11 protein-coding genes are annotated in these 13,419 nt (G+C 66.1%); 5 read left to right on the top strand and 6 right to left on the bottom strand.

Features of this window, described 5'->3' with window-relative positions; genetic code table 11:
• Positions 1-19: 19 nt before the first annotated feature.
• The 3 genes from SR858_RS18125 to SR858_RS18115 are packed head-to-tail and all read right to left on the bottom strand — an operon-like array spanning position 20 to position 5,459.
• On the bottom strand, positions 20-2,908 hold the full coding sequence (locus SR858_RS18125; RefSeq protein ID WP_019920404.1) for an Hsp70 family protein: 2,889 nt from the start codon (positions 2,906-2,908) through the stop codon (positions 20-22).
• A 29-nt stretch (positions 2,909-2,937) separates the two neighbouring features.
• The gene (locus tag SR858_RS18120; RefSeq protein ID WP_019920403.1) at positions 2,938-4,785 is read right to left on the bottom strand and encodes an Hsp70 family protein; all 1,848 of its coding nucleotides are present in this window, start codon (positions 4,783-4,785) and stop codon (positions 2,938-2,940) included.
• The gene (locus SR858_RS18115; protein WP_019920402.1) at positions 4,782-5,459 is read right to left on the bottom strand and encodes a DUF2760 domain-containing protein; all 678 of its coding nucleotides are present in this window, start codon (positions 5,457-5,459) and stop codon (positions 4,782-4,784) included. Before SR858_RS18115 ends, SR858_RS18120 begins: the two co-directional genes overlap by 4 nt.
• Positions 5,460-5,687: 228 nt before the next feature.
• Between SR858_RS18115 and SR858_RS18110 the strand changes: the two genes are divergently transcribed.
• Positions 5,688-6,842, top strand: coding sequence for a PA0069 family radical SAM protein (locus SR858_RS18110; RefSeq protein WP_019920401.1), 1,155 nt, complete (start codon positions 5,688-5,690; stop codon positions 6,840-6,842).
• A 77-nt stretch (positions 6,843-6,919) separates the two neighbouring features.
• Here the strand turns inward: SR858_RS18110 and SR858_RS18105 are convergent, their stop codons facing one another.
• Genes SR858_RS18105 through SR858_RS18095 form a run of 3 tightly spaced genes read right to left on the bottom strand, consistent with a single transcriptional unit; the run spans position 6,920 to position 9,176 of the window.
• A complete protein-coding gene (locus tag SR858_RS18105) occupies positions 6,920-7,609 on the bottom strand; it encodes a gamma-glutamylcyclotransferase (protein WP_026637017.1) in 690 nt (229 codons plus the stop codon).
• A gap of 49 nt (positions 7,610-7,658) precedes the next feature.
• Positions 7,659-8,204: an NAD(P)H-dependent oxidoreductase gene (locus SR858_RS18100; RefSeq protein ID WP_019920399.1), complete on the bottom strand. Its 546-nt coding sequence runs from the start codon at positions 8,202-8,204 to the stop codon at positions 7,659-7,661.
• A gap of 57 nt (positions 8,205-8,261) precedes the next feature.
• Entirely contained in the window at positions 8,262-9,176 is a 915-nt protein-coding gene (locus tag SR858_RS18095) for a LysR family transcriptional regulator (RefSeq protein ID WP_026637016.1), read from the bottom strand.
• Between the two features lie 171 nt (positions 9,177-9,347).
• On the opposite strand from SR858_RS18095, the gene SR858_RS18090 reads away from it, so the two are divergent.
• From SR858_RS18090 to SR858_RS18075, 4 genes are all read left to right on the top strand, one after another.
• Complete coding sequence (locus SR858_RS18090; RefSeq protein WP_019920397.1) at positions 9,348-10,370, top strand: fumarylacetoacetate hydrolase family protein; 1,023 nt, start codon at positions 9,348-9,350, stop codon at positions 10,368-10,370.
• On the top strand, positions 10,370-11,014 hold the full coding sequence (gene maiA / locus SR858_RS18085) for a maleylacetoacetate isomerase (RefSeq protein ID WP_019920396.1): 645 nt from the start codon (positions 10,370-10,372) through the stop codon (positions 11,012-11,014). The genes SR858_RS18090 and maiA overlap by 1 nt, the downstream gene beginning before the upstream one ends.
• Positions 11,015-11,117: 103 nt before the next feature.
• Positions 11,118-12,443: a glucoamylase family protein gene (locus SR858_RS18080; protein WP_019920395.1), complete on the top strand. Its 1,326-nt coding sequence runs from the start codon at positions 11,118-11,120 to the stop codon at positions 12,441-12,443.
• Between the two features lie 72 nt (positions 12,444-12,515).
• Positions 12,516-13,292, top strand: a complete 777-nt coding sequence (locus SR858_RS18075) for a uracil-DNA glycosylase family protein (protein WP_019920394.1) — start codon at positions 12,516-12,518, stop codon at positions 13,290-13,292.
• Positions 13,293-13,419: the final 127 nt, after the last annotated feature.

Below are 13,419 nucleotides of genomic sequence, written 5' to 3'. Positions count from 1 at the left end.
GGGGTAGTGTGGCTGGTGCTCAGCTGAGCAGCTTGAGCCCCGGCGGCAGCGCTTCGCCCAGCATGCGTTTTTCGTCGGCCTGGTCGAGTTGCACCACGTCGCGCACCATCGTGCTCCAGTTGGCAGGCGCGCCCACGGCCGATAGCCGGCGCAGGATCTCGGCGCGCAAGGTGTCGTCGATGTCGCGCGTGCGGTCGCCCGTCATGCGCGCCAGGTGGGCGGCGGCAAAGCCGGCCGGTTCCACTTTTTTCCAGTCCAGCGCCAGGATCGCCGCCAGCCACTCCGCCACCGTGGTGGCATCGACCACGTCGTGCGCGCTGCCGTGGAATGGCTGGCGTGCGCCCACCCGCGAGAGGCCCCACAGGAAGCGCGTCTGCGTCGCCTCGGCCTTGCCGGCATTGGCCGCACCGGCACGCGTCTTGTTGAGCGCCGCCTTGGCGGCGGCCCTGGTGGCCGCGTCGAGACGGCCCAGCATCCAGGCGCCGATCTCCGCCTTGTAGCTGCCGGGGATGCGTTCGAGCGAAGCGCCCAGGCGCAGCATGTCTTCCTCGCTGCCGTTCACCAGCGTGTGCGGACGGCGGCCGCGTTCCTGCGCATCTGCCTGCACATTGAAGGCGAAATCGTCGAGCACGCGCAACTGCGCCTCCACCGACAGGCCGCCCGCCACGCGGCGCCACAGGGTCCACCATTCGGCGCATACCTGGCCGTCGCCGTGGTGCTGCACGCCGGTTTCGTACAAGGTCCACAATTGCTCGATGCGCCAGCCGTCGAGCGGGTGGCCGAAACCGGGGCGCAGGCTGTAGCCGGCCAGGTTGAGCCACGCGCGTTCGTGCTCGGACGAGCGGCGCCGGCCGCGCGCGCGCTCGATCAGCGCATCGCACAGGCGCCGCAATACGGGCGTGGTCCAGCTTTCGCGGCTGCCCAGCAAATGTTCGAGTTGGCCACGCAGCTGTTTGACTTCTTTCAGTTCGACTTGCAGCGCGCGGCTGCCGAAGATGCGGTCGATTTTTTCCAGCGCGGCCGGCAGGCCGGCGGGCATGGCCGCGTCAAGAGACGGCGTGCCGTCGATGGTGGCGATGTCGTCGTCTTCGGCAACGGCGGTATCGCCGCGTAGCTGGAACTCCAGCTGCCAGCGCTGGGCGCCGTCGGTGGCCACGCAGTGCACCTCCAGCGTGCCCACTTCACTCAGCGTGGCAGCCAGCCGCACCGGCAGTTCCTTGCGGCTGCTGGCGGCGTGGCTGTCGCGCAGCACGGTGGCAATCGGCGGCAACTGCACGTAGTCGTCCGGCTGCAGATCCACCAGCGCACCGGCCCGCGGGGTGACCGTGTCGGACGTCGAGGACGCGATGTGAAAGCGCACCGGGCGCCCGAGGCGCAAGGCAAAGGTGCGGTCGGCCAGCAGCAGTTCGCGGTTCTCGGCGCTGCCGCGCGGCAGCAGGCAGATGGCGCGGCGCGGCCTGTCAGCCCGCTCATCGTCGAGCAGCAGGAAATAGCTGCGCGGCGAGCCGCCGCCGATCACCGGCGCCTGGCCGGACTGGCCCAGCGCGTACGCCACGCCGCCACGCGCTACAGCCACGTCGGGGTTATCGTTGTGCAGCGCGCGCAGCGGCGCACAGCGCCATTGCGCCAGCACCTGTTGCAGGCGCTGGCCCAGTGCGTCGGCGCGGAATACGCCGCCGTTGAGCAGCAGCGTGTCCGGCACCGGGATGGTGGGATCGTCGGGCGCCAGGCCCAGCGCCGCGCGCGCGGCCGGCGCATGCTGGCGCAGGAAGCCTGCCAGGTGCCGCGTGATGGCGGCGTCGCTGGCGTAGGGCAGGCCGAATTCGATGATCGCGCCCCGGCCGCGCCGCGCCGGCTCACGCTCTTCGTTCATCGGGAAAAAGCCATCGACCACCAGTTGCGCCACTTCGTCGCGAGTGAGGTCGGCCGAGCGCGAAGCGCCGATCAGCCTGGAGCCGGCGCCGAGCAGGGTGACGGTGGTCTGGTCGGGGGCGTTGGTGGCCAGCAGTTGTTCCTTGGCGGCGCGGCAGCGCTCCGTCAACTGCGCCAGGCGGCCGGCCGACAGCCGCGCCGGCGCCGCACCACCGGATGCGGGCAGGCGCGACTCCACCAGGTGCGCCAGCGCCAGGTCCATATTGTCGCCGCCGAGGATCAGGTGGTTGCCCACGCCGATGCGGTTGATCTGCGGCGCGCCGTTCACGAGCGCGACTTCGATCAATGAAAAGTCGGTGGTGCCGCCGCCCACGTCGCAGACCAGCGCCAGGCGTGTATCGGACAGGTCGGCGGCCAGCGTGGCGCGTTGGCGGTACAGCCAGTCGTAGAAGGCCGCCTGCGGCTCTTCCAGCAGGCGCAGCGCCGGCAGGCCGGCTTGCCGCGCCGCTTGCAGGGTGAGGGCGCGCGCGCCTTCGTCGAACGACGCGGGGATGGTCAGCACCAGTTGCTGCTGTTCGAGCGGGTGATCAGGGAAGCGGGTGTTCCAGGCGGCGCGCAGGTGCGCCAGGTACGATGCACTGGCCGCCACCGGCGACACCTTGGCGACGTCCGCTTCCGCACCCCACGGCAGGATGGGCGCGGTGCGATCGACGCCCGGGTGCGATAGCCAGCTCTTGGCGCTGCTGACCAACCGGCCCGGCACTTGCGCGCCTAGCTTGCGTGCCAGGCGGCCGGTGACCACTTGCGCCAGGCCGGCGACGTCGGCATCGCGCCACGGCAGTTGCAGTTCGCCGGCGGCGAATTCGCCGTCGGCCGGGTGGTAGCGCACCGATGGCAGCAAGGTGGCGGCGCCGATTTCACCTGGCGCCACCAGCTGCTCGATGTCGAACAGTTCGATGGTGGAACTGCCTGGCGCCGCGTAGGCCAGCACCGTGTTGGTGGTGCCAAGGTCGATGCTGACGAGGTATTGGCCCATGCTGGTTCTTCGCGAAAGTAACGTTAAGGTCAGGCGCCGCTGCGCACGTCGAACTCCACCTTCCAGCGCTGGCCGTCGCTGGCCACGGCCAGCAGTTCGAGCGTGCCCGATTCGGTGGCCATCGCGTGCAGGCGCACCTGCACCACGTCGCCGGACTGGCGGCCTTCCGGCGACAGGTTGGCCTGGATCTCGTTCATCTCGAGCAGTTCGTCCGGGCCCCAGAAGTCGAGCAGGTCGCCGATCTGGTCTTGCCGGCGCACCGAGGAGCCGAAGAAGCGGAACTGCACCGGCTCGCCGACCACCAGGCCGAACTCCTGGTTCGGCAGTTCGATCTCGCTGCCTTCTTCCATGCCGAACGGCGCCACGCACAGCGCCTGGATCGGCGGCTCCATGCCGGGAATGGCCGGCATCGACGATTCGATCGCCACGTAGTACGAGCGCGCGGTGCCGCCGCGGATGCGCACACCGGTACCGCGCCGCACGTAGCTGTAATAGGCCGCGCCGCGCGCCACTGCCAGATCGAGGTCGGCGCCGCCCAGCATGCGTGCAGGTTCCGCGCCTTCCAGGTACAGCCAGTCGTTGAGAGTGGCCATGATGCGCTGGGCCAGCAGCTCGGACTTGAACACGCCGCCGTTGAACAGCACTGCGGTCGGGTGCAGGAAGGTGGCGTCGGCGTTGTGCGCGCCGGCATAGCCTTCCAGTTCGCTGGTGGCGCCCACCTGGCGCGCCAGGAACGCGGCCAGGTGGCGGGTGACGCCGGCATCCTGCGCATACGGCAGGCCCAGTTGCGTCAGGCCCGCGCGCTGGCGCACGGCCGGGCGGCTTGATGCTTCCACGGCCGGGAAGAAGCCGTCGAGGATGAAGGTGGTTACTTCGGCGCGCGTCAGTTCGGTGCGGATCGAGCCGCCGATCAGTTTCGAACCACGGCTTGGCACCACGATCGGCCAGGTCTCGATGCTGGCATCGGCCAGCAGCTTTTCCTTGGCGGTGCGGCTGCCGTAGGTCAGTGCGCGCATTTGCCAGGCGTCGAGCTGGGTGCCGTTGGCCGCCAGCTTGCGGGCCACCAGGTGCGCCAACGCCAGGTCCATATTGTCGCCGCCCAGCAGGATATGGTCGCCGACCGCGATGCGGTGCGGTTCGAGCACGCCGTCGCGTTCCAGCACGGCGATCAGCGAAAAGTCGCTGGTGCCGCCGCCCACGTCCACTACCAGGATGATGTCGCCCGGCTTGACTTCTTTTCTCCAACGACCTTCGCTGCCCTGGATCCAGCTGTACAGGGCTGCTTGCGGTTCTTCCAGCAGGGTGAGGTTTTCGTAGCCGGCGGCGCGCGCCGCTTCGGCCGTCAGTTCGCGCGCACCGGGGTCGAACGACGCGGGAATGGTGACGGTAATCGCCTGTTCGTTGAACGGCGCTTCCGGGTGCGCCTGTTCCCACGCTTGGCGCAGGTGTGCCAGGTAGCGCGTGGAAGCGGCCAAAGGCGAGACGCGCGTGACTTCTTCCGGCGCGTCGGCCGGCAGCAGCGCCGAGCGGCGGTCCACGCCGGGATGGCTCAACCAGCTCTTGGCGCTCGAAACCAGGCGGATCGGCGTGGTGGCGCCACGGCTGCGCGCCATTTCACCGGCCACACCGGTCAGTTCGGCATCGCTCTGCTGCCAGGGCAGCTTGTTCTCGCCGGGCGCCAGTTCGTCGGCGTGCGGCAGGTACAAGAACGACGGCAGCAGCGGCAGGTCTTCCACCGTGCCCGGCGCGGTCAGCTGGGGAATGGCCAGCACGCCGTGGTCGGTTTTCTCGCCGTCGCTCGCTTGCAGGTTTACATAGGACAGGGCGCTGTGGGTGGTGCCGAGGTCGATGCCGATGGCGTAACGTGGATCGCTCACAGTTCCACCTCCGCCGGGGCCAGGATGGCGGCGTCGTGTGCTTCGGCCAGTTTCGGCAGGCGTACGTCGGTCGAGCGCCAGCCGCGATGGCTGAGCGTGCCACGGAACGGCGCCTGGCCGACCACGTTGCCGGTCAGGCGCACGGCGGCGGCGTCAAAGCCTTGCTCCAGCACCACGCGGCTGCCTTCGGCTTCGCTGCGCACGGCTTCGATGGTGAAGTGTTCGCGCAGCACCTTGCTGCAACCCTCGTGGACCACGCGCGCGGCGGCGCCGATGTCGGCGTCGGAGTAGGCGGACAGGTTTTCCTGGGTGAAGTCGATCAGGCGCGCTTCGCGCTGGAACAGGCTCAGCAATTGCAGGGCGGCGTCAGGCGTGGCCACGCGCAGGGTGACCGGCGCCGGGGCCGGCGCGGTCACGGGTACCGGCGTTGGTACCGGCACCGGCGTGGGCACTGGCACCGGGGTAGGGACCGGCAGCGGCGTCGGCACGGGCACTGGCACCGGGGTCGGTACTGGAACCGGCACCGGCGTGGGCGCGGCAACGGGCACGGGTGCGTCGTCCATGCGGGTCAGGCGGGCCGCGTATTCAGCATCGGAGATGGCGCGGAAAAAGGCGCCGATGGCAATCGAGATGCGGCTGAAAAAAGACGGCAGCGGTTGGTTTGGTGTGTTCATCAATTGCTCGTTGTGAATGTGCCGGCGCACCGCGTTTGGCGGCGTTCCGGCGTGTAATTGGTTGGAGTCGCGCAAGGCGCGCGGGGGCCTGGCCCCCGGAAGCCCTGCATGATACCAGTTCGTGCCGGGGCGCCAAAGCAGGGCGCGGTGCACAGATGGATTTAGAACTTGATATGGTCCGGGTCAGCGCCTAGAATACTGTTTATATATACAGTATTCAGGTCAGCCATGTCCCACGACGAAAATAACCAATCGCATGTAATGTTGCCGCCGCCGTCACTCAAGGCGCACAAGGGACGTGGCGCCGTCTCCAATCTGCAGGGCAGGTTCGAGGTTCATGCGCGCGAGGCGTACGACGACGGCTGGCAACGCGAAGAAGAGGAGTCCACACCATGGAAAACCCAGGTCATCGACGAGGTCTGCAAGTCCATCCTCAGCCGCAATGCCTCGCCGGACTTGCCGTTCGGTGTTTCGCTCAATCCGTATCGTGGTTGCGAACATGGCTGCATTTACTGCTTTGCCCGCCCCACGCACAGCTATCTTGGCCTGTCGCCGGGTATGGACTTCGAGAGCAAGATCTTCGCCAAGGTCAACGCGCCCGACATGCTGCGCCGCGAACTGGCCAAGTCCGGCTACGTGCCGGAATCGATCGCGCTGGGCGTCAACACCGACGCCTACCAGCCGTGCGAGCGCGACCGCAAGCTCACGCGCCGCGTGCTCGAAGTGCTGCAAGAGTGCCACCACCCGGTGGGGCTGATCACCAAGTCGGCGCTGATCGAACGCGACATCGACATCCTGGCGCCCATGGCGGCGCAGCGCCTGGCCGGCGTGGCGATCACGCTCACCACGCTCGATCCGGCCATCGCCCGCACGCTGGAGCCGCGCGCCGCCGCGCCGGCCCGGCGCCTGCGCACCATCCGCACGCTCACCGACGCCGGCATACCCGTGGCCGTGAGCGTCGCACCCATCATCCCGTTCGTGACGGAGCCGGAGATCGAACGCCTGCTGGCGGCGGTCAAGGACGCCGGCGCCGTCTCGGCGCACTACACGGTGCTGCGCCTGCCGTGGGAGGTCGCGCCGCTGTTCCATCAATGGCTGGAAGCGCACTTTCCCGACCGCGCCCAGCGCGTGATGAACCGCGTGCGCGACATGCGCGGCGGCAAGGACTACGACAGCAACTTCGCCACGCGCATGAAGGGAGAGGGCGTGTGGGCCGACCTGATCAGGCAGCGCTTCAAGATTGCTGCCGAGCGGCTGGGGCTGACGGGGCAGGGCAGCCGCTTCCACACCATGGACGCCTCGCAGTTCGTGCGACCGCTGGTGGTGCCGCCGCTGGGGGCGCGGGCCAGGGTGGTCATTAGCGGTCAGCTAGATTTGTTCTGAGCCGCGCGGATGGGGCCACGGTGCGCGGACTGCGAAGCGTGCCGGCCGGTTACGGGGATGCTGCGGACGTTAGCCGCTCAGGTCCGCGCCATCCGGCTGGCCAGTTCCACCAGGTGCCGCTCGATTTCGAACACGTGCGGATCGTCGCGGCCCAGTTCGCGCAGCGCATGGGCCAGGTGGTTCAGGTAGTCGCTGTTCGGGCCGCTGGGGCCGGCCGAGCGGGCGATGTGCTCGGCGATATCGCGCTCGGACGCTTCACCGATGAAGGCGAGATTGTCTGGCGTGGCGATGTAGACGAGTCCCAGGACGCTGCCGGCTCCAACGGCAGCTTTGTCGGCCGATACGTTGCCAGCGGCGCCGACGACATTGTCGCCCGCGCGCGCGTCGCCCACGCGCATGTCGCCGACGCCAACACCAGCTTGGTGATCCTCGAAACTGATCGGCGTAGCCAACCGTAAATAGCCGTCCTTTTCGCGATGGTCGAGATGGGCGAATATCTCGGGCGTGATCAGGTAGGCCATGCCGTGGCAGATGGCGCCCGGCGCTTCGATCAGGGTCACTACGCGGCCCGGCGCGTCGGGCGTGCCGCGGTGGTCGTGCGAGCCTTGCCAGAAGCGCCGGGTCCAGTTGGCGATGCTTGCAGGGCGCCGTTGCAGGTAGGGGAAGTCGGCCTTGTAGATCAGCGAGCCGTAGCCGAACAGCCATACGCTGTGGTGGCCGTCGAACTGGTCCATTTTCTGGTTGATGGCGATGGTGTCTGCTGTCATGTCGGTCTTGCTGTGCTGTGGTGTGTCCGCCTGTGGCACTGCCAGCAGGTCAGGCACGGTCTGCCTGCGCGGCAAAATCGCTGCTGCGCGCGATCTGCAATTGTCGCACACCGATCGACGCGAAGGCGGCCTGCAACTGCTGTTCGTAGTGCCGCATCAGCGTGGCGCTGGCCGGGTCGTCCGCGCCGGACGTCACCAGCACCACCTGTATTTCGGCCATGCAATCGTTTTCACCCGGATCATGCAAAGGCAGCAAACGGTCCAGCCACACCTTCAGCGACGAGGGCGCGAAATAATTGTGCATGGGTGCACCGACCACCACGATGTCGGCATCGATGAATTCTTGCAGCAGCGCGGCGCTGAGCAACACTTCGGCACGCAGGTCGGGATGCATGGGGATGGCGGCGTTCCATTGCCGACTCATCGCTTGCAGCAGCGGGCCGCTCACGTGCGACAGCGGTGCGGCCGCCAGGTCGCGGTAGATGGTGTGGGCGCCCGGGTGGGCGGCGGTCAGCTTGGCCACGGTAGCGGCCGTATGTTGGCGTGAGCGCGACTGGTCGCCGCGCACGCAGGAATCGATATGCAGGATGTTCATCGGCTCAGGATAAACAGGCGCTTGTCAGTGTGTCATTGGATTAAATGTAAATATTCTTTACAGCAATGATACTTGCCATGGATGGGTGGCGACGAATTGCTTTAGAAACGCAGCAAAACTGTCGGCCGCCGGCGACAGGGCGCGGGCGTTGCGGGTGTACACGAAAAAGCGCCGGGTCAGTGCTGGCGCCTGTAGTTGACGCATGTGCAGGCCGTACAGCGCTATCATTTTCTCGGCATACGGCAGGCAGACCGTGATGCCGAGGTTGGCGTGGACCATGGCCAGCGCAGTGGTCATGAAGGTCACTTCGTTGGCTGGCCGCAGCGATAAATCCCGGAATGAAGTGTGCATATCGCGCAACAGCCGTTCGGTGAACTGGCCTTGCAATGCAATGAAAGGGTAGCGGTCAACGTCGGCCCATGTCACGTGCTGCGCCTGTTGCAAGGGGTGGCCTTCGGGAAATACCACCACGAACGGCATCTCGAACAGCGGTTCGGCTGCAATGTCGGCCGTGGTGTCGCGGTCGGGGCCGATGCCGAAGTCCACCTCGCCGCTGAACACGCGCGCCGACACTTGCTCCACCGGGCTGTCGGCCAGCCGCACCTGCACGTCGGGATGCAGGTCGCGGTAGGCGGCAATCGCCTCGGGCAGCAGGGTGCACGACAACATCTGCGGCGCCGCCACCCGCACCACGCCCTGCTTGAGCGCCTTGCGACTGGCAATGTCGGCCATGGCGCGGTCGAGGTCTTGCAGCATTTTCTCGAACAGCGGCGTCAGTTCGCGTCCCAGCTCCGATAATTGCGCCTTGCGCGTGGTGCGCTCCACCACGCGCAAGCCCAGGATCTGTTCCAGTTCCTTGATCTGCCCGCTCAGTGCAGATTGCGTCAGGTGCAGATGCTCGGCGGCCAGCGTAAAACTGCCGGTCTTGGTCAGCGCCACCAGGGCGCGCATGTGGCGCAAACTTGGATTCATAAAGAAATGTGATAAATCAGGATAAAAATCTCGTTTGCATGATATCTGGTATTGGCGTCTAATCCCAGGGAAGACATTGCGCACATTACGGAGACCTCTCATGCACCAAAGCACCATCGCCACCGCCGCAGCCGCGTCGGCAAAAAAAACAGCCCAACCGGGAGCCCGCGCATGAAGCTCGCCACCCTCAAGGACGGCAGCCGCGATGGCCGCCTGGTTGTCGTCAGCCGCGACCTGTCACACTATCAAGCGGTGCCCAAGATTTCCGCGACCCTGCAACACGCGCTCGACAACTGGGATCTGGTGTCGCCGCGCCTGCATGCGGTGTACGACATCCTCAATACCGGCGAGGCAGTCGATGCGCGGCCATTCGACCAGCACGCCTGTCACTCGCCGCTGCCGCGCGCCTACCAGTGGGCCGACGGCTCTGCCTATATCAACCACGTGGAACTGGTGCGGAAGGCGCGCAATGCCGAGGTGCCGGCGTCGTTCTACACCGATCCGCTGATGTACCAGGGCGGCTCCGACAGCTTTATCGGGCCCAGCGACCCGATCTATGCGCTCAGCACCGACTGGGGCATCGACCTGGAAGCGGAAGTGGCGGTGATCACCGCCGACGTGCCGATGGGCGTGGCTGTCGAGGATGCCGCCGCCGCAATCCGCCTGGTAATGCTGGTCAACGACGTCTCGCTGCGCAACCTGATTCCCAACGAACTGGCCAAGGGCTTCGGCTTCTTCCAGTCGAAGGCGGCCAGCGCGTTTTCGCCGGTGGCGGTCACGCCCGACGAACTGGGCCAGCACTGGCAGGACAGCAAGCTGCACCTGCCGCTGCTGGTGGACCTGAACGGCCAGCCGTTCGGCAAGCCCAACGCCGGCGAGGACATGACCTTCAATTTCGCCCAGCTGGTGGCGCACGCGGCTGCCACGCGCGAGCTGGCGGCCGGCACCATCATCGGTTCGGGCACCGTGTCCAACAAGCAGGGCAACCTGCACGGCTCGAGCATCGCCAACGGCGGTGTCGGCTATTGCTGCCTGGCCGAAGTGCGCATGTACGAAACCATCGAAACGGGCAAGCCGCAAACCGCATACCTGCAGTTCGGCGACCGCGTGCGCATCGAGATGATGGACGCCAACGGCGCCAGCATCTTTGGCGCCATCGACCAGGCCGTCGTTCACTACGGCGAAAAAAGCTGATGAAGCTCTACACCTATTTCCGCAGCTCGGCTGCCTACCGGGTGCGCATCGCGCTCGAACTGAAGGGACTGGACTACGAAGCCCTGCCCGTGCACCTGCTGCGCGGTGGCGGCGAGCAGTTGCAGGCGGCGTACCGCGCCATCAACCCGGCCGGGCTGGTGCCCGCGCTCGACGATGACGGCGCGATCCTGACCCAGTCGCTGGCCATTCTTGAGTACCTCGACGAGACCCGGCCGCAAGTCCCCTTGCTGCCGCCAGACCCCGCTGGCCGGGCCCGCGTGCGTGCGCTGGCGCTGACCATCGCGGCCGATACCCATCCGCTGGGCAATCTGCGCGTGCTGAAATACCTGACCGGCCAGCTGGAACAAACCGACGAGACCAAGCTGGCGTGGCAGCAGCACTGGCTGCGCACCGGCATGGCGGCGCTCGAAGCCATGCTGGCCGGCGACCCGCGCACCGGCACCTTTTGCCACGGCGACCAGCCCGGCCTGGCCGATTGCTGCCTGGCGCCGCAGGTGTTTTCCGCCCAGCGTTTCGGTGTCGATCTGGCGCCGTATCCCACCATCACGCGCATCCACGATCACTGCGCGGCGTTGCCCGCGTTCCAGCGCGCGCACCCGGCAGCGCAGCCGGATGCCGAATAGCGTCATTCGGGCAAGCTGGTCCGTTAGTTCAGGCACATACCACCGGCCACAGGTGTGACACGATGCAGTTTTACAACAACTGCCCGGGCCTGACATGACGACTATGCCGCGTATCGAGCGCCCGCCGCTCGCAGTCGATGACGCGACGGTGGCGCTGCTGGGCCAATTGCAGAGAGAATCGTTCGACTACTTTGTCACCGAAGCCAATCCGGCCAACGGCCTGGTGCGTGACAAGACGGCCGGCGCCGGCTGGCCCGCCAGCATCGCGGCGGTTGGCATGGCGTTGACCTGCTACCCGATTGCCGTCGAGCGCGGCTTCATGCCGCGTTCCGATGCCATCGCCCGCACCTTGACCACATTGCGATTTTTCGCCAACTGCGAGCAGAGCGAATCGCCGACCGCCAGCGGCTACAAGGGTTTTTATTATCACTTTCTCGACATGGACACCGGCGCACGGGCGCGCGACAGCGAACTGTCCAGTATCGACACCGCGCTGCTGATCGCCGGCGTGCTGGCTGTGGTTGAATACTTCACCGGCGCCGATGACGATGAACGCGAAATCCGCGACCTGGGCGACTTGCTGTACCGTCGCGTGGACTGGCAATGGATGCGCCGCCGCAAGCGCCTGCTGTGCCACGGCTGGAAGCCGGGCAAAGGTTTCCTGCGCTGGCACTGGGAAGGTTACGACGAGGCGCTGATCCTGTACGTGCTGGCGCTGGGCTCGCCCACGTACCCGATCGAACGCGACAGCTACGACGCCTGGGCTGCCAGCTATGAATGGAAAACCGTGTACGACATCGAATACCTGTACGCGGGGCCGCTGTTCATCCACCAGATGTCGCACGTGTGGCTCGATATGCGCGGCATCCGCGATCATCCCATGCGTGCCCACGACCTCGACTACTTTGAGAACAGCCGCCGCGCCACGCTGGTCCAGCAGCGCTATGCGATTGAAAACCCGCTCGGCTTTCCCGAGTACGACGCGCTGCACTGGGGCATCTCGGCCTGCGACGGTCCGGGCCCGGGCACCCGCAAGATCGGCGGCGTGCAGCGAAAATTTTACGATTACATCGCCCGCGGCGTACCGTACGGCCCGGACGACGGCACGCTGGCGCCGTGGGCAGTGGCAGCGTCATTGCCGTTCGCGCCCGAGATCGTGCTGCCGACCATCCGCCACTACCAGACCCTGGACTTGCACGAACAGCGCCAGTGCGGCTTCAAACCCTCGTTTTCCACCGTGTTCCACCACGCACGGGGCGGCTGCGTGCGCTGGGTGTCGCCGTACCACTTCGGCATCGACAAGGGGCCGGCCATCATCATGGCCGACAACTACCTGCACGATTTTATCTGGCGCCTGATGCGTGGCAATGAGTACATCCGCGCCGGCCTGCAGCGGGCCGGCTTCGAAGGCGGCTGGCTGGAACAATAATCAACCATTTATAAATAGAAAGCTGCAAGCAGTCACGTTACAATCTCGCCTTTGTCCGATTGCCTTGCAGCCATGACCATCCCCGATCCTATCCTTGCCGCGCTCGCTGGCGCCGACGCTTCCTGGCGCCCGTTGTTAATCGAGGGTCTGCAGGCGGTGATGAAGGCCACGCCCGATTACCTGCCGCAGCTGGCGGTTGACCAGTATTTACCCACCGAAGGCCGTTTGTTTGCCGCCTTCGCCTTGCCGCTGGACCAGGTGCGCTATGTGCTGGTGGGCGAGGGGCCGTATCCGCGTGCGCTGAGTGCCACCGGCGTGTGCTTCATGGATGGCGCCGTCGGCAGCCTGTGGTCGAGCGAGGAGGGTGGCGGCTTATCGAAAGCGGTCAACAAGGCCACCTCGCTGCGCAACTTCATGAAAATGCTGCTGGTGGCCGATGGCCAGCTGCAACTGGACAATACCGCCGGCGATGCCATGGCGGCTGTCTCGACCCGCGCGCGCAGCGGCGCCGGCACCCATATCCAGACCCTGGACGACATGCAGCGCAAGTTGACTGGCCAGGGCTTTTTGTTGCTGAACGCGTCGCTGGTGTTCCGCAGCGACGTCGCGCCCGTTAAAGATGCCAAGGCCTGGCTGCCGTTTTTCGAGACCGTGATGGCCGGTCTGGCCGCGCAGTCGGCCGCCACGCCCACCATGATTTTGTGGGGCAAGATCGCCGAATTGCTGAAGAAATTGCCGGTGATGAAAGAGTTTCCGCAGATCGTGGCGGAGCACCCGTACAACCTGAGTTTTATTGGCAACCAGGACATGCACACGCTGTTTGGCCCGATGCAACTATTGAAAGCTTAGCCACAGGTCGAAACCGAAGGGCCACCGGCAAGCTTCGCCAAAGTTTGGTATACTTGACTAATTCGATCAACTACTCAGGCTTAAACGTACACTGAGCGGGGCAGGCAGGGTCGATATTTTAACCGAA

Origin of the sequence: Duganella zoogloeoides, assembly GCF_034479515.1 — a bacterium.
Lineage (GTDB): Bacteria > Pseudomonadota > Gammaproteobacteria > Burkholderiales > Burkholderiaceae_D > Rugamonas > Rugamonas zoogloeoides.
This window is presented reverse-complemented; position numbering and strand designations above follow the sequence as displayed.

Excerpts from the sequence above, each read along its gene's own strand:
- SR858_RS18080 (WP_019920395.1), top strand. The coding sequence starts at position 11,118 with ATGCCGCGTATCGAGCGCCCGCCGCTCGCAGTCGATGACGCGACGGTG.
- SR858_RS18090 (WP_019920397.1), top strand. The coding sequence starts at position 9,348 with ATGAAGCTCGCCACCCTCAAGGACGGCAGCCGCGATGGCCGCCTGGTT.
- SR858_RS18125 (WP_019920404.1), bottom strand. The coding sequence starts at position 2,908 with ATGGGCCAATACCTCGTCAGCATCGACCTTGGCACCACCAACACGGTG.
- SR858_RS18105 (WP_026637017.1), bottom strand. The coding sequence starts at position 7,609 with ATGACAGCAGACACCATCGCCATCAACCAGAAAATGGACCAGTTCGAC.
- SR858_RS18075 (WP_019920394.1), top strand. The coding sequence starts at position 12,516 with ATGACCATCCCCGATCCTATCCTTGCCGCGCTCGCTGGCGCCGACGCT.
- SR858_RS18100 (WP_019920399.1), bottom strand. The coding sequence starts at position 8,204 with ATGAACATCCTGCATATCGATTCCTGCGTGCGCGGCGACCAGTCGCGC.
- SR858_RS18095 (WP_026637016.1), bottom strand. The coding sequence starts at position 9,176 with ATGAATCCAAGTTTGCGCCACATGCGCGCCCTGGTGGCGCTGACCAAG.
- SR858_RS18115 (WP_019920402.1), bottom strand. The coding sequence starts at position 5,459 with ATGAACACACCAAACCAACCGCTGCCGTCTTTTTTCAGCCGCATCTCG.
- maiA (WP_019920396.1), top strand. The coding sequence starts at position 10,370 with ATGAAGCTCTACACCTATTTCCGCAGCTCGGCTGCCTACCGGGTGCGC.
- SR858_RS18110 (WP_019920401.1), top strand. The coding sequence starts at position 5,688 with ATGTCCCACGACGAAAATAACCAATCGCATGTAATGTTGCCGCCGCCG.